Origin of the sequence: Stappia stellulata DSM 5886 (assembly GCF_000423705.1) — a bacterium.
GTDB classification, from domain to species: Bacteria; Pseudomonadota; Alphaproteobacteria; order Rhizobiales; family Stappiaceae; genus Stappia; species Stappia stellulata.
This window is the reverse complement of the sequence record NZ_AUIM01000010.1, coordinates 262,126-284,599: the sequence shown is the minus strand read 5'-3', so window position 1 is coordinate 284,599 and position 22,474 is coordinate 262,126. Positions and strand designations below refer to the sequence as shown.

Genomic DNA, 22,474 nt, shown 5'->3' with positions numbered 1-22,474 from the left:
TCCTTGGCGCGGCCGTGTTGCGGCCAGGCGGGACGGGTTTCGCCCGCGCCTCACATGTCGGGGTCGGTTTCGGTCTCGTCCGGCGCCATGTCAAGGGGCGGGGTCATGTCCTCCGCCTCCTGGATGCGCACATCCACCACCTTCGCACCGGGAAAGACGGACAAGAGGGCCGCGACCGTCGGCTCGGATTTTGCATCGGAGAGCAACTGGTGCCTGTTCGCCGTGCGCTCCTCGTGGAGCGTCGGTCGCCCCTGGCTGCGCGAGACGCTGACGATCCAGCGCATGCCCGTCCATTCGGTCAGCATGCGGCCGAGCTTTCCGGCAAGGTCGGGGTCGGCCTTCTCCGTCGGTTGAAACTCGATCCGGCCCGGCACGAAGTTCACGAGCCGCATCTGGTGCTCGATCATGAACAGAAGATGGAGGTCGCTTTTTTTCCGGGCAAGCTCGGCGCAATCGGCCAGTGACCCGAGCGCGACGACCGGTTCCGGCTGGGGCACCAGGCGCGGAGCCGGGTATGGCGCCGTGGCGGAGGCACCGCCGTTGCCACCGCCGCCGGCCAGTGCCTGAAAGCGGCGCGGGGCGGGGTCGGCCTCCGGAGCGGCGGAGGCCTGAGGCGCTGCCGGCGGAGAGGCGGCGTCAACGGCGGCCGGTGCGCTCTGCGCCGGGGCCTGGTCCGGAGAGTGTGCCTGAGGCGACCCGCCACCGGTGGGCGCGCCCGGGTTGGCCGGCAGGGCCGCCGCAAGATCCGATGCCTTGCCCTCGCGCAGAAGCTTGAGCGCCTCTTCCGGGTCGGGAAGGTCGGCGGCATAGGCAAGGCGCACCAGAACCATGTCGGCGGCGAGATTGGGCTTGGGGGCCGCCTGTACTTCCGCGATGCCCTTCAACAGGATCTGCCAGCTCCGCGACAGCAGCCGCAGCGACAGCTTGTCGGCGAGCTCTCGGCCGCGCAGCCGTTCCGTCTCGGTGACGGAGGCTTCCTCGCCCGCTTGCGGCACGATCTTGAGACGGGTCACGAGATGGGTGAATTCGGCGAGGTCGGAGAGCACGACGACCGGGTCCGCGCCAACCGCATATTGCGCCTTGAACTCCGCCATCGCGGCGGCGGCGTCGCCCTTCATCAGATGGGTGAAGAGGTCGATGACGCGGGCGCGGTCGGCAAGGCCAAGCATGGCGCGCACGGTTTCGGCGCCGATCTCCGTCTCGCCGTGCGTGCCTGCGCCATGGGCCATCGCCTGATCGAGCAGCGACAGCGAATCGCGCGCCGATCCTTCGCCGGCCCGCGCGATCAGCGCCAGTGCCTCGTCGGACACGGCCATGGCTTCCGACTGCGCGATCCGCCTGAGCAGGCCCACGATGTCGTCGGCGTCGATCCGGCGCAGGTCGAAGCGCTGGCAGCGCGAGAGCACCGTGACCGGAACCTTGCGGATCTCGGTGGTGGCGAAAATGAATTTCACATGCTCGGGCGGCTCTTCCAGCGTCTTCAACAGGCCGTTGAACGCCGACTTCGACAGCATGTGCACTTCGTCGATGATGTAGACCTTGTAGCGCGCCGATGCGGGCCGGTAGCGCGCGGCCTCGGTGATCTCGCGAATGTCGTCGATGCCGGTGTGCGAGGCGGCGTCCATCTCGATCACATCGACATGGCGGCCGTTCATGATCGCCTCGCAATGCACGCCCGGCTTGTCGAGATGCACGGTCGGCCGGTCGATCTCGCCGGGGATTTCGTAGTTGAGGCCACGGGCGAGAATGCGCGCCGTCGTGGTCTTGCCGACACCGCGCACGCCGGTCAGCATCCACGCCTGGGCGATGCGTCCGGTCTCGAAGGCGTTGCGCAGGGTCTGGACCATCGGCTCCTGGCCGACGAGGTCCTCGAAGGTCGCGGGCCGGTACTTGCGCGCAAGCACGCGATATTCGGCGTCCGTTCCGTCGCTGCGGGGTGTTGGGGCGAGATCATCCATGCCGGTCAGCTTAAACCTGCGGGGCGCCCATGTTGAGGGCTATTCCGTTCCTGTCCGCGTTTTCTTGTGCGTGTGCGAAGGGAAAACGGCAAATGCCGCCCTGCCGGCGCGAGGACACGACACGGAAGACGTTTCAACAGCTGAAAGGGAAAGGGTGGGAGGCTGGCACGGTGACCCGTGCCCGACTCGTTGGGGCTGCTTCCTTCCGGACCTGACCCGGTTGGCGAGTGGCTCGTCCACCACCAACCTCCCGCGCCCTATATGTCGATTCCGCGCCTGCGTTGCAAGGAAAAATCCTGGGCCGGGGTCACGCGCCGTCTGTCTCTCGCGCGGCGCGCTGCCTCAGCTCCTTGCGGATGATCTTGCCCGTCGTCGTCATCGGCAGCGTGTCGACGAAAGCGATCTCGCGCGGGTATTCATGGGCTGCGAGCTTCACTTTGACGAACTCTTGCAGCTCGCGCGCCAGATCGCCGCTTGGATCGACCCCTTCGGCGAGCACGACATAGGCCTTGACGATTTCCGTGCGCTGCGGGTCGGGCTTGCCGACAACGCCGGCCATGCTGACGGCGGCATGGCCGATCAGGCAGTCCTCGATCTCGCCCGGGCCGATCCGGTAGCCGGCGGAGGTAATGACGTCGTCGTCGCGTCCGACGAAACGGAGCCAGCCGTCGGCGTCGCGCACGCCCCGGTCGCCGGTCAGCAGAAAGTCGCCGGCGAACTTCGCCTCGGTGGCTTTCGGGTTGTTCCAGTAGCGCAGGAACATCACCGGATCGCCGCGCTTCACACCGATGTTGCCCTCCTGGCCATCGGCGACCGGCGTGCCGGACCCGTCGACGATCCGCACGTCATGGCCGGGGACCGCCCGGCCCATGATACCGGGGTGCGGCGGCATGATCGCGGCGCAGGAGGAGACGATCATGTTGCACTCGGTCTGGCCGTAGAACTCGTTGATCGTCACGCCGAACACCCGCCGCCCCCAGTCGAGCAACTCCGTGCCGAGCGTCTCGCCGCCGCTGGCGACGGTGCGCATCTCAAGGGGAAGGGACGGGTCCGGATCGCCGTGGGCGCGCATCATCTTCAGCGCCGTTGGCGGCAGGAAGGCGTTGCGCACCTTTTCCCTGGCCATCAACTCGAAGGCGGCCTCGGCTGTAAATTTCGCGAAGCGGCAGGCAACGACACAGACCCCGTGATGAAGGGCCGGCATCAGCACATCGAGCAGTCCGCCGATCCAGGCCCAGTCGGCCGGCGTCCAGATCCGGTCGCCAATCTGCGGAAACAGGTCGTGGCTCATCTCGACGCCCGGAAGATGGCCGAGCAGAACGCGATGGGCATGCAGCGCGCCCTTGGGCTGGCCGGTGGTGCCGGAGGTGTAGATCAGGATCGCCGGATCGTCGGCATGCGTGTCGACGGGCGTAAAGCTGTCCGGCTGGTCGGCGAGGGCGGCATGCAGGTCGGTGGTTCCCGGCTGCGCGCCGTCGATGGTGTAGGTCCTTGCCAGATCCGGCAGCTGCGCGCGGATGGCGTGAAGCTTGGCGGCCCCGGTTGCGTTGGTGACGACGGCTTTCGCCCCGGAATCGCCAAGACGGAAGGCGAGCGCCTCGTCGCCGAACAGCATGAACAGCGGAATGGAGATCGCGCCGAGCTTGTGGACCGCGATATGGGCCGCGGCCGTCTCCTTCGCCTGCGGCAGCAGGATGGCGACCCGGTCGCCCCGCGTCACGCCGTCGGCGGCAAAGGCATTGGCGATGCGGTTGGACAGCGCCATGAGGTCGCCGTAGGTCACCTCTTCGCGTGCGCCGTCCTCGGAAATGCAGATCAGCGCCGGGCGGTCGGGCTCGCGCCTTGCCCATTTGTCGCAGATGTCGACGCCGATGTTGTAATGCGCCGGCACCTGCCACTGGAAGCGGGCGAGAAGCTCTTCGTAGGTCTGTGCGTCGCTCAGCATCGATGCGATCCTCCCCGGTGGCTGTCATGCCCCAGGGGATTTGGATGCAACGGAAGGGCGAAGGCGTCAACGGCTGTCGTTTGTTTGACCGCGACGGGGGTGGTGCCGCTGCGCGGCGCTTGTATAGTGCCGCCATCATCAAACGCCGTCCGGCCGGGGAACCGCACATGTCCGACTTTACCCTCGACCATCGCCTTGCCGGCGACAGCCTGGCTGTCCTCGATCTCGACCTGTGCACCGTCCGGCTGATGAACGATGCGCGCTACCCCTGGCTGCTGCTCGTTCCCAAGCGCGCCGGCGTGACCGAGCTTGTCGACCTTGGCGCCGACGACCGGCTGCGGCTGATCGAGGAAATCGCCGGCGCGAGCAAGGCGCTGAAAGCGGTCAGCGGCTGCGACAAGCTCAATGTCGGGGCGCTGGGCAACATGGTTCCGCAGCTCCATGTGCATATCGTCGCCCGGTTCGTTGGCGACGCCGCCTGGCCGGGGCCGGTCTGGGGCAGCGGTGCGGCCGAGCCCTATGCCCCCGATAGCGGGCGCGATCTGGCGGAGCGGCTTGCACAGGCAATCGCCGGGGCAAACCGGTGACCCGTTTTCGCCCTGCGTCGGGACACGCCGGGACACAAGGACCGTCTTCATGAACGACCTGCCGCAGACCGGCTTCGGTTTCGCCTTCACGGGAAATCCGCTCGAGCGCCAGTCCGAGCATCGGGGCGATGCCGCCTGGTTCGAGGCGCATCGCGGCGCGGCGAATGCCCGCTTTCTGTTCGTCAGCGAAGGGCGCCCGGTGCTCGACGTCGCGAACGGTCGGCTCGAGCTGCTGCATGGGCGCGCGCTCGGTGATGCCCTCGTCATGCGTGGCGATGAGACGATCCTCCTCGGCTTCGGCGATCCGGACACCGCGCCGGTCTTCGCCGTTCCCGTGTCGCGCACGGTGGAAGAGATCGAGGCCGCTCATCCCGATCTGAAGTGCATCGACACACGCTCGCTCGCCGTACAAGGCGTCTTGCCTTCCGGGTATCTGGGACTTCTGGCGCAGGCGAGCGCGCTTCTGCACTGGCATGACACGCACCGCTTCTGTTCGCGCTGCGGCGCCCCAAGCGCCATGACCCAGGGCGGCTATCGCCGCGACTGCGCGTCTTGCGGCGGCTTGCATTTCCCGCGCACCGATCCGGTGGCGATCATGCTCGTCACCGACGGCGAGCGCTGTCTGATGGGCCGTCCGCCGCGCCTGCCGGAGGGGGTGTTCTCCACCCTTGCGGGCTTCATCGAGCCGGGCGAGACCATCGAGGAAGCGGTGCGGCGCGAGGTGATGGAAGAGGCGGGCGTTCATGTCGGCGCCGTCGGCTATCGCGCGAGCCAGCCCTGGCCCTTCCCCGCCTCGCTGATGATCGGCTGCGAGGGGCGTGCCGAAAGCACCGAGATCCGCATGGACGAAACCGAACTGGAGGCCTGTCGCTGGTTCTCGCGCGACGAAACGCGGGCGATGCTGGAGGACAGGCACCCGGACGGGCTGAAGATCCCGCCGCCGCTGTCCATCGCACACTGGCTGATTCGTTCCTGGGTCGAGGCGGCGTGACACGCGGCTTGTGCGGAAGCGCCCCGCGACCTACCTGAAGCGGGTGGACACGACAGAGAACCAGGACGCCCGACCGACATGATTTCCTCCGCGCTCACCGCGCTCACCCAGATCTTCGAACAGCCGCTGCGCGCGATCTTCTGGAAGACGCTTGGCTATACGCTGCTCCTGCTCCTGCTGGTCTGGGTGGCGCTGAACGGCGCGGTGGCCACACTGGTGACGCTGCCGTATCCGTGGCTGGAAACGGTGCTGTCGCTGCTCACCGGTATCGGTGCGATCTTCGTGCTCGGGTATCTCGTCGCCCCTGTCACGGCGGTGATCGCGGGCATCCTGCAAGACGATATTGCCGAGGTTGTCGAACGGAGAAGCTATCCGCGGGATCCTCCGGGGCGTGCTATGCCGCTTTCCGAGGCGATTCCGCAGGCGATCAAGTTCACCGGCGTGGTCATTCTCGGCAATATTTTCGCGCTGTTTCTGCTGTTGATTCCGGGCGTCAATCTGATCGCCTTCTTTGTCGTCAACGGCTATCTGCTCGGACGCGAATTCTTCGAGTTCGCCGCAATGCGGCACATGTCGGCGGTGGAGGCGCGTGCGTTTCGCCGCGCCCATTCCACGACCGTTTTCCTCTCCGGTCTCGCGATTGCCGGATTTCTGGCGATTCCCTTTCTCAACCTGCTGACGCCGATCTTCGCGACCGTGATGATGCTGCATCTCTACAAGCGCCTTACCTATAGGTCATCTCGTCCGCGTCCGCTCTGACCGCCGGCCTTCGACCTCCCGGCCGGCGCCGGCCTGCCGTTTCCAATCCGTATCCGTCTTGGCCGATAGGATATTTTGACGTTCCGCTGCGATGGGGTTAGAAGGCTGGGATACAAGGCCCTGTTATAGCTAACGTTTACGTAAGCGTGAGGCGATCGGGGAGACGGGAGAACAACCCATGTCGGATGTCGGGATGAAAAACAGCAGGCCACTGTCGCCGCATATCCAGATTTACAAGCCCATCATGACCATGGTCATGTCGATCCTGCACCGCATCACGGGTGCGGCGCTGTACTTCGGCACGATCCTTGTCGCCTGGTGGCTGGTGTCCGCCGCGGCCGGACCGGCCTATTTCGAATTCGTGAACGGAATTTTCGGCTCCTTCCTCGGCCGGCTGGTGCTGTTCGGCTTCACCTGGGCGCTGATCCATCACATGCTCGGCGGCCTTCGCCATTTCATCTGGGACATGGGGCACGGCTTCGGAACCGAAGCCCGTGAGTGGCTTGCCCGTGCAACGATCATCGGCTCCGTCGCGGTCACGATCCTTCTATGGGTCATCGGCTACGCGGTTCGCTGAGGGAGATGAGACGATGACTGATATGCGCACGCCTCTCGGCCGGGTTCGCGGTCTTGGCTCGGCCAAGGACGGAACCTCCCATTTCTGGCGCCAGCGGGTCACCGCCGTGGCCAATGTGGTGCTGATTTCCTTTTTCGTGGTCCTCGTGGTCGCGCTCCAGGGCAGCGATTACGCGAGCGTTTCCGCAGCGCTGGGAAATCCGCTCGTCGCGATCGTCCTGCTCCTCGTGATCCTGTCCGCCGTCTATCACATGAAGCTCGGCATGCAGGTGATCATCGAGGACTACATTCACGGCGAAGGCCTGAAATTCCTCGCCCTGATGGGCAATATCTTCTTTTCGACGTTCATCGGCCTCGCATCGGTGTTCGCCGTTCTCAAAATCAGCTTCGGAGGCTGAATACATGTCAGGACAAGCCTATTCCTTCGTCGATCACAGCTATGACGTTGTGGTGGTCGGAGCCGGTGGCGCGGGCCTCAGGGCAACGCTTGGCATGGCCGAACAGGGCCTGAGAACCGCCTGTATTTCCAAGGTGTTCCCCACCCGCTCGCATACGGTCGCGGCGCAGGGCGGCATTGCCGCCAGCCTTCAGAACATGACGCCCGACAGCTGGCAGTGGCACATGTACGACACCGTCAAGGGCTCCGACTGGCTCGGCGATACCGACGCGATGGAGTATCTCGCCCGCGAAGCCCCCAAAGCGGTCTACGAGCTGGAGCATTACGGCGTGCCCTTCTCGCGCACCGAGGACGGACGCATCTATCAGCGTCCCTTCGGCGGTCACATGCAGAATTACGGCGACGGTCCGCCCGTGCAGCGCACCTGCGCCGCGGCCGACCGCACCGGTCATGCCATCCTGCACACGCTCTACGGCCAGTCGCTGAAGAACAACGCGGAATTCTACATCGAGTATTTCGCGCTCGACCTGATCATGTCGGAAGACGGTGTGTGTCAGGGCGTGATCGCCTGGAACCTCGACGACGGCACGATCCATCGCTTCTCCGCCAAGATGGTGGTGCTGGCGACCGGCGGCTACGGCCGTGCCTATTTCTCCGCGACCTCCGCGCATACCTGCACGGGCGACGGCGGCGGCATGGTGGCGCGCGCAGGCCTGCCGCTCCAGGACATGGAGTTCGTCCAGTTCCATCCGACCGGCATTTATGGCGCAGGCTGCCTGATCACCGAGGGCGCGCGCGGCGAGGGCGGCTATCTGGTCAACTCCGAGGGCGAGCGCTTCATGGAGCGCTACGCTCCGTCGGCCAAGGATCTGGCGTCGCGTGACGTGGTGTCGCGCTGCATGACCATGGAGATCCGCGAAGGCCGGGGTGTGGGCAAAGACAAGGACCACATCTTCCTGCATCTCGATCATCTGGATCCGGACATTCTCGGGGAGCGTCTCCCGGGTATCTCGGAATCGGCGAAGATCTTCGCCGGCGTCGATGTGACCAAGGAGCCGATCCCGGTTCTGCCGACCGTGCACTACAACATGGGCGGCATCCCGACGAACTACTGGGGCGAGGTGCTGAACCCGACCAAGGACGATCCGAACGCGATCCAGCCCGGCCTGATGGCTGTTGGCGAGGCGGGGTGTGCGTCCGTGCATGGCGCCAATCGTCTTGGCTCCAACTCGCTGATCGACCTTGTGGTCTTCGGCCGCGCCGCGGCGATTCGCGCCGCGGAGACCGTCGATCCGAAGACGGCCGTGCCGACACCGAACGAAGCGTCCTGCGACAAGATCATGGCCCGCTTCGACAAGTTGCGCCATGCCGACGGCAAGACGCCGACGGCGCAGCTGCGCGAGAAGATGCAGCGCGCGATGCAGGAAGACGCGGCGGTGTTCCGCACCCAGGAGAGCCTGAAGCAGGGCTGCGAGCGTATTTCCGCGATCTGGGGCGAACTGTCCGACCTCAAGGTCACCGACCGTTCGATGATCTGGAACTCCGATCTGGTGGAAACGCTGGAGCTGGAGAACCTGATGGCCAACGCGATCACCACGGTCTATGGCGCCGAGGCGCGCAAGGAAAGCCGTGGCGCCCATGCCCGCGAGGACTACAAGGACGGTCCGCTGGGCGGTCGCAACGACGACGACTGGCGCAAGCACACGCTCGCCTGGGTCGCCGAGGACGGCAAGACGACGCTCGACTATCGTGCCGTCGTCACCGATCCGCTGACGACCCTCGAGGAAGGCGGCATCGATCCGAAGAAGATCGCGCCCAAGGCCCGCGTCTACTGAGGACGGCCCGGCGAGAGGCGAAGCATCATGTCGATGCCGGCACGGATAACGGATGTGAACTCTCCCTTCGGCACCTATCGTGCCGGGGGGCGGGCACGGTTTGCCTGGGCGCTTGCCGACCGGCACGAACTGTCGCCGCGCTGGCGCAAGCGCGTGCGTGCCTTCGTTGCCCGTCATTATCGCGGTCCCTTCGACCGCGAGGCGGAGGGATTGCGCTTTCGTCTTTATCCGGAGGCCAATTACGACGATCGCAAGATCATGGCCCGCGGACGCCTGCCGGAACGCGCCGAACACGGCCTGCTGGGCGACCTGCTTCGTCCAGGCACCGTGTTTGTCGACATCGGTGCCAATGTTGGCAGCTACAGCCTGGATGCCGCGCGCCGCGGCGCAAGGGTGCTGGCGATCGAGGCCGACAGCGACACGGCGGCGAAGCTTGCCTTCAATCTTGCCGCCAACAAGCTGGGCGATGTCGAGGTGGAGAATGTGGCGGTCGGCGCCCGCGACGAGGTTCTGGATCTGTGGAGCGAACCGTCGAACTGCGGGTTCGCAACGCTGGTTGGGGACCTCACGACCGGCGAATGGGCCGGCGACTGGCGGTCCCGTCCGGTGCAGGTGCGCCCGCTGGCCAACATTCTGGCGGACCACCGCATTGCCCGCGTCGATGTGCTGAAGATCGACGTGGAGGGTTTTGAGGACCGGGCGCTTCTGCCGTATCTGCGCGCACTGGATGACCACGATCTTCCGGGCGCCATCCTGCTGGAGACCAACTGCCGGGAGCACTGGCAGGACGATTGCATTTCACAGCTTCAGGCCCGCGGCTATCATGCGGCCGGAGCGACCAGGGACAACACGATCTTCCGGCGCGGCGCCTGAAGATCCGGATGACGAGGCCGCCGCCAAAGGCGGGCCAAACGCGGAGCGAAACAAGATGGTACAGCTGACGCTTCCCAAGAACTCGCGGATAACGGAAGGCAAGGTCTGGGACAAACCGACCGGCGCCAACGACCTGCACGAGTTCCGGATCTACCGCTGGAACCCGGACGACGGGCGCAATCCGCGCGTCGACACCTATTTCATCGACAAGGAAGACTGCGGGCCGATGGTGCTCGACGGGCTGATCTACATCAAGGACAAGATCGACCCGACGCTGACCTTCCGCCGCTCCTGCCGCGAAGGCATTTGCGGCTCCTGCGCGATGAACATCGACGGCACCAATACGCTGGCCTGCACCCGGGGCATGGAAGAAATCGGCGCCGGGCCGGTGAAGATCTATCCGCTGCCGCACATGCCGGTGGTCAAGGATCTGGTTCCGGACCTGACGCGCTTCTACGCCCAGCACCGCTCCATCGAGCCCTGGCTGAAGACGACGACGCCGGCTCCGGAAAAGGAATGGCGCCAGTCCCACGAGGATCGTGCCAAGCTCGACGGGCTTTATGAGTGCATCCTCTGCGCCTGCTGCTCGACGTCCTGTCCGAGCTACTGGTGGAACGGCGACCGCTACCTCGGCCCGGCCGTTCTGCTGCAGGCCTACCGCTGGCTGATCGACAGCCGCGACGAGGCAACCGGCGAGCGTCTCGACGATCTGGAAGATCCTTTCCGCCTCTACCGCTGCCACACGATCATGAACTGTTCGCAGGCCTGCCCCAAGGGCCTGAACCCGGCCAAGGCCATCGCCGAGATCAAGAAGATGATGGTCGAACGCCGGGTCTGAGGCGCGACGCACACGCAGGCATCCATGCCGACATTTGAAAAGCCGTCCTTCGGGGCGGCTTTTTGCTGCCGGGACGCCGCAACGCAGCCGTGCGGGCGACGCAAGCCGTCCCGCCGTGTTTGGAGGCGGATCCGGGAAAGGATGACGCGCGGGAGGCGGTTGGGTTGGATGGTGACGCGATTGCCAGGGCACTGACGCGACAAGGCACGCGGTGTTCCGCGGTCCGCTTCAGCCCGCGAATCACGTGCCGCGCGTGCATTTCGACAGCGAGGCCGGCGACAGCGAGGCCGAAGTCTACCGGCTCGAACGGTCCGGCGCGCCTCGGCTCGCCCTCAGCTCCAGACCGGACTGGTGAAGATCGCGATGGTCGACAGGAAGCCGACGGCCCAGGCGAGCGAGCGCGGGGTGGCGCGGTCGCTCCAGTAACAAAACACATAGATCAGCCGCGCGCCGATGAAGAGCCCGGCGAGCCGGTCGATCCAGATTGCATCGCCGCCCTGCCAAAGGCCGACGATGATCGCGACGGCGAAAATCGGGAATGCCTCGAAACCGTTCGCCTGCGCGCTGGCCGCGCGCGCGCGAAAGCCGCTCTTCCAGTACTCCGGGTCGCGCGGGCGCGCATTGTCGAAGTCCTTCGAAAGCTTGGCGGGGAAGGCCGAAAGGATCGGCAGAAGAGCGGCTGCGAAAACGCACCAGATGGCAAATGGCATGAAGACTGTCCTGACCTGACGGGGCTGCCGGTCCTTGTGTTTTTTTCTCTTTTCGGTCCGCCGTCAAGGCGGCGCGGCGGTTCCGGGAGAGATTTTGATCCAGCGCATGGCGCTTCGCGAGCTGCGATGGTGTGACTTGGGCAAATGGCCTGCGAGGTCATTCAAGACACCAAGGAGACAGGCACATGGCCGTCAGCGACTGGAACGCCTTCATCACCCAGACGGATGCCCGCATGGCGGAGCTTCGCAGCGGAATTCCCGGCGTGGCGAAAGGATTTCACGAGATCGCCCGCTCGGCCATCGGGAAGGGCGCGCTTGATTCCAGGACCAAGGAGCTGATTGCGCTCTCAATCGGGATCGCCGCGCGCTGCGACGGTTGCCTTGCCTATCACGCCAAGGCGGCGGCGAAATACGGCGCGACACGCGCGGAAGTGATGGAGGCCATCGGCGTTGCGGTCTACATGGGCGGCGGCCCGTCGATGATTTACGGCGCGGAGGCGCTGGCCGCCTTCGACAGCTTCGCGGCTCCCCGGGGCGAGGAGAGCTGAGCTCCGGCGGGCGGCCGAAGCTGCAACGGCACGCCCGCGTCCCGCCGAAGGCAAGATCCCGAAGTCGCCATGATTTCGCCGGGCCTCACCCGCGTTTCGTCATACTCGCGTTTTGCCGGAACGTTACTGCTCCTCGCGGGTTTATGGGGGCGAGGCAAGCGGCGGGAACGAGCATGGCGACCACGATCTTGTTTGTATGTAACGACAATGCCGGCCTCAGCCCGATGGCCGAAGCCTGCCTCAACGCGATCAGCGACGGCACGATACGCGCGTTTTCCGCCGGACTTGCGCCGGCCGGTCATCTCGCGCCGGCGACGGCACGGGTGCTTGCCGAGAACGGCATTTCCTGCGGCGATCTCGTGCCGAAGTCCTGGGAGCTTTTCGCGCTTCCGCATGCGCCGTCGCCGGACATCATCGTCGCCCTGACACCGGGAGTGGCGGCGGCGACTGCCCGCGTGTGGCCTTGGCCGGCGCGCCATGCCAGTTGGCCGCTGGAGCCTTGCGGGCCTGCGTCAAGCGCGCTCCAGGAGGCGCGGAGCGTCTTTGCGACGCTGCGCCGGGACATCGAAATGCGCTTTGCCGGTTGCGGCATTGACCCTTGCATCCGGCGCCGCTCTGCATGACCGGAACCGCGTGTCCAAGGGGGGAACCTGCCTCAGGGATGGCTTCGAAGCAGAGCGCGCGAACCGTCGATCAGGCCGTCGAGCGCGCCGAAGATGTCGGAGGTGTGTTCGCGCAGATGGCTGAAGGGGGAGGCCGAACGCGGGTCGATGCGACCGACGATATCGCCCATCTCGAAGGTCAGGTCCTTGGTGAACTTGCGGGCGAGCTGCTGCATCGCCCGGTTGGTCGCCAGGCAGTTCATGTAGATGTGATGGCACCCCCGGTTGCGGGCGGCGATCAGCGTCAGTTCCATCAGCCGGGTTCCGACGCCGCTCTGGCGGCAGCTGTCTTCGACGGAAAAGGCGGCTTCCGCCGTTTGGGGATCGCCGCAGGGCCGCAGCTCCGCCACGGCCCGCACGTGGCCGTCGACGACATACCCGTGCAGGATGGCGTCCAGTGAAAAGCTGGTCTCCGCATAGCAGCGCAAAAAGGCATCACTCGCCGGCATGGCGAACCGCGCCTGCCTGGCGCCGGGGTCGAGACGCAGGAGATGGTCGCGAAAACGAGGCTGGTCGGCGAAGGAAAGTTTGCGAAAATATCCGGTTGAGCCGGTTTCTGGTGTTTGCGGCATGGGGCGCTCCTGATTGTGTTGCGCCACTCCTTGAAGGTCTCCCCAGACCGAATACACACTCTGGCCGCTTTACTGCGGCAGTTTGATGGCAAGCATGACGGTTGCGTCAACGATTTGGTCACCATAAACGGAGAGGATCGATATGGGCAGCGCCCAGACTGTTGCGCTAGACTGCGCAACCGACTCCTGCCGGACGGACAGCACAAGGAAAGACAGCGCATGATCCGAACCGCCCCGCTTCGCATGCCCCGGCTGGGCACGCAGATGACTGCCGTCGTCTGCCTGACACTCGCGCTCGCAGGCTGCCAGCGGCTTGGCTACGGCAACCGCTCGGCGCCATTGCCCGCGACACCGACCGCGCCGGTCGCGAGCCAGTCGCTCGAGCCGCTCGATCCGAGCCTGAATCCCCGCGACACACAGACGCTCGACGGCACGGCGCCGCTCGACGGCGACACCCAGGTGGCCGGCGTCGATCCGCTTGCCGGCGGCCCGCCCGCCGGCGCACGCGAGATCGGACGCAGCGACATGCTCGGTGGCTGGTCGCTGGCGTCGGGGGCCGACAACTGCAAGCTCTTCATGACGCTGACCACCTGGGAAGGCGGCTATCGCGCCAACTCCCGCGGCTGCGCCACGCCGACCCTGCAAACCGTTTCGGCCTGGGACCTTCAGGGCAAGGAAGTGATCCTGAAGGACACCACCGGAGCAACGGTCGCGCAGCTCTATGCCACAGGCGCGGAACGCTTTTCCGGCCGCACAACGAGCGGCGCGCCGATTTCCGTGTTCCGCTGAGTGCGGTTTCGGTAACGACAAGCGGAGACAGCCCATGTCGATCTGGCCCGTCCTGGACGACGCCGACTTGCCCGAGCGCGCGTCGGCGGTCATCGAGGACATAAAGACCACACGCAACACGGACTTCATCAACAACTTCTGGCGGGTGCTCGCCAATGACCCGGCGCTGCTGGAGCGGACATGGGGCAGTCTGAAGGAGGTGATGGGGCCGGGCGAGATCGATCCCGTGATGAAGGAGATGCTCTATGTCGCCGTCTCCATCGTCAACGGCTGCGAATACTGCATCCGCTCGCATACGGCGGCGGCGCGTGCCAAGGGGATGAGCGAGGCGCAGCTCGGCGAACTTCTCGCGATCGTCGGTATGGCAAGCGAAACAAATCGCCTTGCGACCGCGCTGCAGGTGCCGGTCGACGAAGCCTTCCTGCCCAAGACCTCCGGCAAAGACTGAGTGAAAAGCGCCCGGCCGCCGGCCGTGTCGGGCCGTTTTGCGCCTTGCGCGACTTGCGAGCCTTTGTCCGGCGCGGTATCCCCGCCTAAAGAACGTTGTTTGCGAGGGTGACGTGACGTTTCTTCCGGCTGTGCAACACGATCTTCGTTCCCGCCCGTTCCCGTGCGGTGCCGCGCCGCAAGGCTGCATGCGATGAGCCTGTCGGACGCAAGATCCTCTCCCATCGCCATCACCCATACGGTGGACGGTCGCTACAAGGCGCTGATCGAGGCGGGCGAGATCGAGCACGACCCCGCCCAGGCGGATGTCGTGGCCGCGCTCGACCGGCTTAACGCGGTCCTTGCCGAAACCGGGCCGGCTTCGAAAAAAAGCGCCCTCGGCTGGCTTTTCGGCAAGCGCGGCGCCGCAAAGGACACGCCCAAGGGGCTTTACGTCTGGGGCAAGGTCGGTCGCGGCAAGACCATGCTGATGGACCTGTTCTTCGACATTGCGGTGGCCCGCAAGAAGCGACGCGTGCATTTCCATGAGTTCATGGCGGATGTGCACGAGCGCGTGCACCGGGTCCGTGCGGCGATCCGCGACGGCGAGATCGCCGGCGACGATCCGATTCCCCCCGTGGCGGCGGAACTGTCGGAGGAAACGCGTCTGCTGTGTTTCGATGAATTCACCGTGACCGACATCGCCGATGCGATGATTCTCGGGCGGTTGTTCACGCGGCTGTTCGAGCAGGGCGTGGTGGTGGTCGCAACCTCCAACGTCGCGCCCGACGACCTGTACAAGGACGGCCTCAACCGGGGGCATTTCCTGGGGTTTGTCGAGCTGCTGAAAACCCGGGTGGACGTGGTCTGCCTCGATGCGCGCACCGACTACCGCCTGGAGAAACTTGCCGGCGCGCCGCTGTATCTTTCGCCGCTCGGTTCCGAGGCCGAGCGCGGGGTGGAAGACCTGTGGCGCAAGCTGACCCACGGGTTGAAGGCTCACAGCGAGGAGCTGGAGGTCAAGGGGCGACACATTCCGGTGTCGCGAACCGCCGCCGGCGTTGCCCGCTTTACGTTTACGGAACTTTGCGAGCAGCCACTGGGGGCGGCCGACTATCAGCGCCTGGCCCTCTCCTACCACACCTTCGTGATCGAGAACGTGCCGGTCATGGAGCTGGCGCAACGCAACGCGGCAAAGCGCTTCATCACCCTGATCGACACGCTGTACAACAACCGAAACAAGCTTGTTCTTTCGGCAGAGGCCGAGCCCGACGGGCTCTATGTGGCCACCACCGGGACCGAATCCTTCGAGTTCCAGCGCACGGTCTCGCGCCTTGTCGAGATGCGCTCCGAGGACTGGCTGAGCGAAGGTGACTCTTAGGGCACCCTCATGCCCTATCCCTTCGATTGGCTTGCGCCCAGACGCCAAAGGGTTTATCGCCATGCGCGACCGTTGATGCGGTATGTGCTCCATTTTACGTAAAGGGAAGCAATAGGATATGGCTCGGAACAAGATCGCTTTGATCGGCGCGGGACAGATTGGCGGCACGCTCGCCCACCTCGCCGGCCTGAAGGAACTCGGCGACATCGTGCTCTTCGACATTGCCGAAGGAACGCCCCAGGGCAAGGCGCTCGACCTTGCAGAATCCTCGCCCGTCGATGGCTTCGACGCCAAGATGTCCGGCGCGAACTCATATGAGGCGATTGCCGGTTCGGACGTGGTGATCGTCACCGCCGGCGTGCCGCGCAAGCCCGGCATGAGCCGCGACGACCTTCTGGAAATCAATCTGAAGGTGATGGAGCAGGTCGGCGCCGGCATCAAGGCCCATGCCCCGGACGCCTTCGTCATCTGCATCACCAACCCGCTCGACGCCATGGTCTGGGCGCTGCAGAAGTTCTCCGGCCTTCCGGCGAACAAGGTTGTCGGCATGGCCGGCGTCCTCGACAGCGCCCGCTTCCGCTATTTCCTGGCCGAAGAGTTCGACGTGTCCGTGGAAGACGTCACGGCCTTCGTGCTCGGCGGCCACGGCGACACGATGGTGCCGCTGACGCGCTATTCGACCGTCGGCGGCATTCCGTTGCCCGATCTGGTCAAGATGGGCTGGTGCACGGCCGAGCGTCTGGAAGAAATCGTCCAGCGCACCCGCGACGGCGGCGCCGAGATCGTCGGCCTGCTGAAGACCGGGTCTGCCTTCTACGCCCCGGCATCGTCGGCGATCTCCATGGCGGAGAGCTACCTCAAGGACAAGAAGCGCGTCGTGCCTTGCGCCGCGCATCTGACCGGTCAGTACGGTCTCAGCAACACCTATGTCGGCGTGCCGGTCGTGATCGGCGCCAACGGCGTGGAGCGCGTCATCGAGATCGAGATGAACGCGGACGAGAAGGCCATGTTCGACAAGTCCGTCGCATCCGTCGACGGCCTCGTCGAGGCCTGCAAGAAGATCCAGCCGGCGCTGGCCTGAACCAAGACATGCGGGAGGCCTCGAGCCTCCCGTTTCGCATAACGCGAACCGTCTCCGACACTGGGGGAGTGACGCATGAATATCCATGAATACCAGGCCAAGCAGGTGCTCAAGGCCTTTGGCGCGCCTGTCGCAAACGGCGTGCCCATCTTTTCCGTCGACGAGGCCGAGGCTGCCGCCAAGCAGCTTCCCGGTCCGCTCTGGGTGGTGAAGTCGCAGATTCACGCCGGCGGCCGCGGCAAGGGCAAGTTCAAGGAACTCGGCCCCGACGCCAAGGGCGGCGTCCGCCTCGCCTTCTCGATCGACGAGGTGAAGTCGCACGCGGCCGACATGCTCGGCAACACGCTGGTGACCGCGCAGACCGGCGATGCCGGCAAGGTCGTCAACCGTCTTTACATCGAGGACGGCGCCGACATCGAGAGCGAGCTGTATCTGTCGATCCTCGTCGACCGCACGGTCGGCCGGCCGGCCTTCGTCGTTTCGACGGAAGGCGGCATGGACATCGAGGCGGTGGCCGAAGAGACGCCGGAAAAGATCGTCACCCTGCCGATCGATCCGGACACGGGCGTGACCGAGGCCGACGCAGCCAAGCTCTGCGACGCGCTTGAGCTCACCGGTGACGCACGCACCGACGGCATGACGCTGTTCCCGATCCTCTACACCGCCTTCGTCGAGAAGGACATGGCGCTGCTCGAGGTCAATCCGCTGATCGTCATGAAGGACGGCCACCTGCGCGTTCTCGACGCCAAGGTCTCCTTCGACGGCAATGCGCTGTTCCGCCATGACGACATCATGGAGCTGCGCGACAAGACCGAGGAAGACGCCAAGGAAATCGCGGCCTCGAAATACGACCTCGCCTATGTGGCGCTCGATGGCGACATCGGCTGCATGGTGAACGGCGCAGGCCTTGCCATGGCGACCATGGACATCATCAAGCTCTATGGCGCGGAGCCGGCCAACTTCCTGGACGTCGGTGGCGGCGCCTCCAAGGAAAAGGTCACGGCGGCCTTCAAGATCATCACGTCGGACCCGAACGTGAAGGGCATCCTGGTCAACATCTTCGGCGGCATCATGCGCTGCGACGTGATCGCCGAAGGCGTGGTCGCGGCCGTGAAGGACGTCGGGCTTCAGGTTCCCCTCGTCGTGCGCCTCGAGGGCACGAACGTGGAGCAGGGCAAGACGATCATCAATGAAAGCGGCCTGAACGTTATCGCCGCCGACGATCTCGACGATGCGGCGCAGAAGATCGTCAAGGCCGTGAAGGGGGGCGCATAATGTCCATTCTCGTCAACAAAGACACCAAGGTCATCGTTCAGGGACTGACCGGCAAGACCGGCACGTTCCACACCGAACAGGCGCTTGAGTACTACGGCACCAAGATGGTCGCCGGCGTGCATCCGAAGAAGGGCGGCGAAACCTGGTCGTCCGGTCTCGACGGCGCGGCGAATCTTCCGATCTTCGCCACAGTTGGTGAAGCGAAGGAAGCGACCGGCGCGGATGCTTCCGTGATCTACGTCCCGCCGGCAGGCGCGGGCGCCGCGATCATCGAGGCGATCGACGCGGAAGTTCCCTTCATCGTCTGCATCACGGAAGGCATTCCGGTCGCCGACATGGTCAAGGTCAAGCGCCGGCTGGAGAAGTCCAACTCGCGCCTCCTCGGCCCGAACTGCCCGGGCGTCCTCACGCCGGAAGAGTGCAAGATCGGCATCATGCCGGGCTCCATCTTCAAGAAGGGCTCCGTCGGCGTCGTGTCGCGCTCCGGCACGCTGACCTACGAGGCGGTGTTCCAGACGTCCAACGCGGGTCTCGGCCAGACCACGGCCGTCGGCATTGGCGGCGACCCGGTCAAGGGCACCGAGTTCATCGACATCCTGGAGATGTTCCTCGCCGACGACGCGACGGAATCGATCATCATGATCGGCGAGATCGGTGGCTCGGCCGAGGAAGAGGCCGCGCAGTTCATCAAGGACGAGGCCGAGAAGGGCCGCTCCAAGCCGATGGCCGGTTTCATCGCCGGCCGCACGGCGCCTCCGGGCCGCACCATGGGTCACGCCGGCGCCGTGATTTCCGGCGGCAAGGGCGGTGCGGAAGACAAGATTGCGGCGATGGAAGCGGCCGGGATCAAGGTCTCGCCGTCTCCCGCCAAGCTTGGCGAGACGCTGCTTGAGGTTCTCAAGGGCTGATTGCGCGCGGTCACGGGAAATTAACCGTGACCGCAGCACCATATCGGCTACGGGACCTTCCCTTGGGGTATGTTCCCGTGTACCGATGGGACTGTATGGACTGACAAGGGGGTTGGCGCGGGACACGCCCTGCGCCTGCCCATCCCACATCCGTTCTCTGGGGCGCTGCGTGAAAGGGCTCCCCTCAACAGGCGGGCGGGGGATTCCCCGCTATTGTGATGGCTCGGCAAGACGCGAACACTGCATTCGCGATGACGTCGTTTTTGTACGGCGGCAACGCGGCGTATATTGAAGACCTCTATGCGCGCTTCAAGGAAGATCCGTCCTCTCTCGACGAGACGTGGCGTGACTTCTTCTCAAACCTCCCCGATGAAAAAGCCGATGTGCTGAAAGAGGCGCGCGGCGCGTCCTGGACGCGCAGCGACTGGCCGGTGACGGCCAATGGCGATCTGGTCAATGCCTTCGACGGCAACTGGGCGCCGGTCGAAAAGGCGCTCGGCGACAAGATCAAGTCCAAGGCGGACGCGGCCGGAAAGCCGCTGAGCGACGCGGACGTCCAGCAGCAGACGCGCGATTCCGTGCGGGCGCTGATGATGATCCGCGCCTATCGCATGCGCGGTCACCTGCATGGCGATCTCGACCCGCTTCACCTCAAGGAACGGGTCGATCACGAGGAGCTTCACCCCTCGGCCTACGGTTTCACCGAGGCAGACTGGGATCGCAAGATCTTCATCGACTACATGCTTGGGCTGGAATTCGCGACCATTCGCGAGATGCTCGGGATCCTGAAGCGGACCTATTGTTCCACGCTGGGCGTGGAATTCATGCATATCTCCAATCCGGCCGAAAAGGCATGGATCCAGGAGCGCATCGAGGGACCCGACAAGGAGATCGAGTTCACGCCCAAGGGCAAGCACGCGATCCTGAACAAGCTGCTTGAAGCCGAGGGCTTCGAGAAGTTTCTCGACGTCAAGTACACCGGCACCAAGCGCTTCGGTCTGGATGGCGGCGAGGCGCTTCTGCCCGCGCTTGAGCAGATCATCAAGCGCGGCGGCGCACTCGGCGTCGAGGAGATCGTGCTGGGCATGGCCCACCGCGGCCGGCTCAACGTCCTGTCGCAGGTCATGGGCAAGCCGCTGCGCGCGATCTTCCACGAGTTCAAGGGGGGCTCCTTCACGCCGGACGACGTGGAAGGTTCCGGCGACGTCAAGTACCACCTTGGCGCCTCGTCCGACCGCGAGTTCGACGGAAACAGGGTGCACCTGTCGCTGACGGCCAACCCCTCGCATCTGGAAATCGTCGATCCCGTCGTGCTCGGCAAGGCCCGTGCAAAGCAGGATCAGCTGTCGGCTGTCGACGGACGTTTCATCGAGACGACCGAGGTGGATCGCTCCAAGGTCCTGCCGCTGCTTCTGCACGGCGATGCGGCCTTCGCGGGCCAGGGCGTCGTTGCCGAATGCCTGGGCCTGTCGTCGTTGCGCGGACATCGCACCGGCGGTTCGATCCACGTCATCATCAACAACCAGATCGGCTTTACCACCAATCCGCGCTTCTCGCGCTCCTCGCCTTACCCTTCAGATGTGGCGAAGATGATCGAGGCGCCGATCTTCCACTGCAATGCCGACGATCCGGAAGCGGTCGTCTATGCGGCGAAGGTCGCGACGGAGTTCCGTCAGCTCTTCGGCAAGCCGGTGGTGATCGACATGATCTGCTACCGCCGTTTCGGGCACAATGAGTCGGACGAGCCCGCATTCACCCAGCCGATCATGTACCGCAAGATCCGCAAGCACCCGACAACGCTGCAGATCTACGCGGAAAAGCTGATCAAGGAGGGGGTCCTCACGTCCGAGGAACTGGAAAAGATGCGCGGCGATATCCGCGCCGGTCTCGACACGGAGTTCGAGGCGGGCCAGTCCTACAAGCCGAACAAGGCCGACTGGCTGGACGGCAAATGGGCCGGCATGAAGCAGGCAAAGGATCTGGAAGATCCCCGGCGCGGCCAGACCAGCGTTTCGACGGACGATATCGAGCGTATGGCAAAGGCGCTCACCAGCGTTCCGGACGGCTTCAACGTTCACCGCACGATCCGCCGCTTTCTCGACAACCGCAAGAAGATGTTCGACACCGGAAAGGGCGTGGACTGGGCGACGGCAGAGGCGCTTGCCTTCGGCTCGCTTCTCCTCGACGGTCATCCGGTGCGCCTGTCGGGGCAGGATTGCGAGCGCGGGACGTTCTCGCAGCGTCACTCCGTTCTCTACGACCAGGAAGACGAGAGCCGTTTCATTCCGCTCAATCATGTCGGCGAGACCCAGTCGCGCTACGAGGTCATCAACTCGATGCTCTCCGAAGAGGCGGTGCTCGGGTTCGAATACGGCTACACGCTGAGCGAGCCGAACGCGCTGACCCTTTGGGAAGGCCAGTTCGGCGATTTCGCCAACGGCGCGCAGGTGGTCTTCGACCAGTTCCTGTCGTCGGGCGAACGCAAGTGGCTGCGCATGTCGGGTCTCGTGTGCCTTCTGCCGCATGGCTACGAGGGGCAGGGGCCGGAGCATTCCTCCGCCCGTCTCGAGCGCTTCCTGCAGATGTGCGCGGAAGACAACATGCAGGTGGCGAACTGCACGACACCGGCGAACTATTTCCACATCCTGCGGCGCCAGCTGAAACGCGATTTCCGCAAGCCGCTGATCCTGATGACGCCGAAGTCGCTTCTGCGTCACAAGCGGGCGGTCAGCCGCGTGGACGAGTTCACCAACGGATCGACCTTCCACCGCCTGTTGTGGGACGATGCGCAGATGGATCCCGACGCGGGCATCAAGCTGGTCGCGGACGAGAAGATCCGCCGCGTCGTCTTGTGCTCGGGCAAGGTCTATTTCGATCTCTTCGAGGAGCGTGAAAAGCGCGGCATCGACGATGTGTATCTCCTGCGCGTCGAGCAGCTCTATCCGTTCCCCACGAAGGCGCTGGTGACCGAGCTCGGCCGCTTCAAGGATGCCGACATCGTCTGGTGTCAGGAAGAGCCCAAGAACATGGGGTCCTGGTTCTTCATCCAGTCCTATGTCGAATGGGTCCTGACCCAGATCGAGGCAAAGCACAGCCGGCCGCGGTATGTCGGACGCGCCGCCTCCGCGGCGACGGCAACCGGCCTGATGTCCAAGCACCTGGCCCAGCTGCAGGCCTTCCTCGACGAGGCTTTTGCAGATTGACCTTGAGGTCCCGGCCGCCAGCAACGCGCGGCCGGGACCCTTGCAGCATTTCGTGACCTTCCGTCCCCGCCAAGCGTCGCGGGCGGCAAGGCCAGGGGGCGGATGGCGCCCCGACGTTTCGCACGCGGGCCGATGCAGTGGCCGCGCTGCCAGTGGATGA

The 22,474-nt window shown here is 65.0% G+C and carries 21 protein-coding genes and 1 other RNA gene; 17 read left to right on the top strand and 5 right to left on the bottom strand.

Going from position 1 to position 22,474, the window contains the following annotated elements; genetic code table 11:
• Positions 1–50 precede the first annotated feature (50 nt).
• The 3 genes from G572_RS22835 to G572_RS0106510 form a co-directional block, all read right to left on the bottom strand.
• Entirely contained in the window at positions 51–1,958 is a 1,908-nt protein-coding gene (locus G572_RS22835; protein WP_037545972.1) for a DNA polymerase III subunit gamma/tau, read from the bottom strand.
• A gap of 154 nt (positions 1,959–2,112) precedes the next feature.
• An RNA gene (gene ffs, locus G572_RS25850) (signal recognition particle sRNA small type) lies at positions 2,113–2,209 on the bottom strand.
• A gap of 56 nt (positions 2,210–2,265) precedes the next feature.
• Positions 2,266–3,903, bottom strand: a complete 1,638-nt coding sequence (locus G572_RS0106510; RefSeq protein ID WP_029057780.1) for an acyl-CoA synthetase — start codon at positions 3,901–3,903, stop codon at positions 2,266–2,268.
• 167 nt (positions 3,904–4,070) lie between these two features.
• Here G572_RS0106510 and G572_RS0106505 point away from each other — a divergent pair, with 167 nt between their 5' ends.
• The 8 genes from G572_RS0106505 to G572_RS0106470 all read left to right on the top strand — a co-directional run bounded on the left by G572_RS0106505 (position 4,071) and on the right by G572_RS0106470 (position 10,759).
• Entirely contained in the window at positions 4,071–4,490 is a 420-nt protein-coding gene (locus G572_RS0106505; protein ID WP_029057779.1) for an HIT domain-containing protein, read from the top strand.
• Positions 4,491–4,539: 49 nt separating this feature from the next.
• Positions 4,540–5,481 carry an NAD(+) diphosphatase gene (gene nudC / locus G572_RS0106500; RefSeq protein ID WP_037545970.1) on the top strand — a complete coding sequence of 314 codons (942 nt, stop codon included), beginning with the start codon at positions 4,540–4,542 and terminating at the stop codon, positions 5,479–5,481.
• A 78-nt stretch (positions 5,482–5,559) separates the two neighbouring features.
• On the top strand, positions 5,560–6,240 hold the full coding sequence (locus G572_RS0106495; RefSeq protein ID WP_029057777.1) for a sulfate transporter family protein: 681 nt from the start codon (positions 5,560–5,562) through the stop codon (positions 6,238–6,240).
• Positions 6,241–6,433: 193 nt separating this feature from the next.
• A complete protein-coding gene (gene sdhC, locus G572_RS0106490) occupies positions 6,434–6,817 on the top strand; it encodes a succinate dehydrogenase, cytochrome b556 subunit (RefSeq protein ID WP_425423419.1) in 384 nt (127 codons plus the stop codon).
• A gap of 13 nt (positions 6,818–6,830) precedes the next feature.
• The gene (sdhD, locus tag G572_RS0106485) at positions 6,831–7,214 is read left to right on the top strand and encodes a succinate dehydrogenase, hydrophobic membrane anchor protein (protein ID WP_029057775.1); all 384 of its coding nucleotides are present in this window, start codon (positions 6,831–6,833) and stop codon (positions 7,212–7,214) included.
• Between the two features lie 4 nt (positions 7,215–7,218).
• Complete coding sequence (sdhA, locus tag G572_RS0106480; protein ID WP_029057774.1) at positions 7,219–9,048, top strand: succinate dehydrogenase flavoprotein subunit; 1,830 nt, start codon at positions 7,219–7,221, stop codon at positions 9,046–9,048.
• Positions 9,049–9,075: 27 nt separating this feature from the next.
• Positions 9,076–9,921, top strand: coding sequence for an FkbM family methyltransferase (locus tag G572_RS0106475; protein ID WP_029057773.1), 846 nt, complete (start codon positions 9,076–9,078; stop codon positions 9,919–9,921).
• A gap of 55 nt (positions 9,922–9,976) precedes the next feature.
• Positions 9,977–10,759, top strand: a complete 783-nt coding sequence (locus tag G572_RS0106470; RefSeq protein WP_029057772.1) for a succinate dehydrogenase iron-sulfur subunit — start codon at positions 9,977–9,979, stop codon at positions 10,757–10,759.
• Positions 10,760–11,091: 332 nt separating this feature from the next.
• Here the strand turns inward: G572_RS0106470 and G572_RS0106460 are convergent, their stop codons facing one another.
• A complete protein-coding gene (locus G572_RS0106460; RefSeq protein WP_029057771.1) occupies positions 11,092–11,469 on the bottom strand; it encodes an MAPEG family protein in 378 nt (125 codons plus the stop codon).
• A 185-nt stretch (positions 11,470–11,654) separates the two neighbouring features.
• Between G572_RS0106460 and G572_RS0106455 the strand changes: the two genes are divergently transcribed.
• Together G572_RS0106455 and G572_RS25380 are read left to right on the top strand one after the other, a co-directional pair.
• Positions 11,655–12,017, top strand: a complete 363-nt coding sequence (locus G572_RS0106455; RefSeq protein WP_029057770.1) for a carboxymuconolactone decarboxylase family protein — start codon at positions 11,655–11,657, stop codon at positions 12,015–12,017.
• Between the two features lie 173 nt (positions 12,018–12,190).
• Complete coding sequence (locus G572_RS25380; RefSeq protein WP_051241776.1) at positions 12,191–12,640, top strand: arsenate-mycothiol transferase ArsC; 450 nt, start codon at positions 12,191–12,193, stop codon at positions 12,638–12,640.
• Between the two features lie 32 nt (positions 12,641–12,672).
• Here the strand turns inward: G572_RS25380 and G572_RS22825 are convergent, their stop codons facing one another.
• Positions 12,673–13,251: a GNAT family N-acetyltransferase gene (locus G572_RS22825; protein WP_051241774.1), complete on the bottom strand. Its 579-nt coding sequence runs from the start codon at positions 13,249–13,251 to the stop codon at positions 12,673–12,675.
• 219 nt (positions 13,252–13,470) lie between these two features.
• Here G572_RS22825 and G572_RS0106440 point away from each other — a divergent pair, with 219 nt between their 5' ends.
• The 7 genes from G572_RS0106440 to G572_RS0106410 all read left to right on the top strand — a co-directional run bounded on the left by G572_RS0106440 (position 13,471) and on the right by G572_RS0106410 (position 22,314).
• Complete coding sequence (locus G572_RS0106440; RefSeq protein ID WP_208979048.1) at positions 13,471–14,040, top strand: protease inhibitor Inh/omp19 family protein; 570 nt, start codon at positions 13,471–13,473, stop codon at positions 14,038–14,040.
• A gap of 34 nt (positions 14,041–14,074) precedes the next feature.
• Complete coding sequence (locus G572_RS0106435; RefSeq protein WP_029057768.1) at positions 14,075–14,488, top strand: carboxymuconolactone decarboxylase family protein; 414 nt, start codon at positions 14,075–14,077, stop codon at positions 14,486–14,488.
• Between the two features lie 192 nt (positions 14,489–14,680).
• On the top strand, positions 14,681–15,847 hold the full coding sequence (gene zapE, locus G572_RS0106430) for a cell division protein ZapE (protein WP_051241769.1): 1,167 nt from the start codon (positions 14,681–14,683) through the stop codon (positions 15,845–15,847).
• A gap of 118 nt (positions 15,848–15,965) precedes the next feature.
• The gene (mdh, locus tag G572_RS0106425; RefSeq protein WP_029057766.1) at positions 15,966–16,928 is read left to right on the top strand and encodes a malate dehydrogenase; all 963 of its coding nucleotides are present in this window, start codon (positions 15,966–15,968) and stop codon (positions 16,926–16,928) included.
• 75 nt (positions 16,929–17,003) lie between these two features.
• A complete protein-coding gene (gene sucC, locus G572_RS0106420; RefSeq protein WP_029057765.1) occupies positions 17,004–18,203 on the top strand; it encodes an ADP-forming succinate--CoA ligase subunit beta in 1,200 nt (399 codons plus the stop codon).
• A complete protein-coding gene (gene sucD / locus G572_RS0106415) occupies positions 18,203–19,111 on the top strand; it encodes a succinate--CoA ligase subunit alpha (protein ID WP_029057764.1) in 909 nt (302 codons plus the stop codon). The genes sucC and sucD overlap by 1 nt, the downstream gene beginning before the upstream one ends.
• A gap of 218 nt (positions 19,112–19,329) precedes the next feature.
• A complete protein-coding gene (locus tag G572_RS0106410; RefSeq protein WP_029057763.1) occupies positions 19,330–22,314 on the top strand; it encodes a 2-oxoglutarate dehydrogenase E1 component in 2,985 nt (994 codons plus the stop codon).
• Positions 22,315–22,474 lie beyond the last annotated feature (160 nt).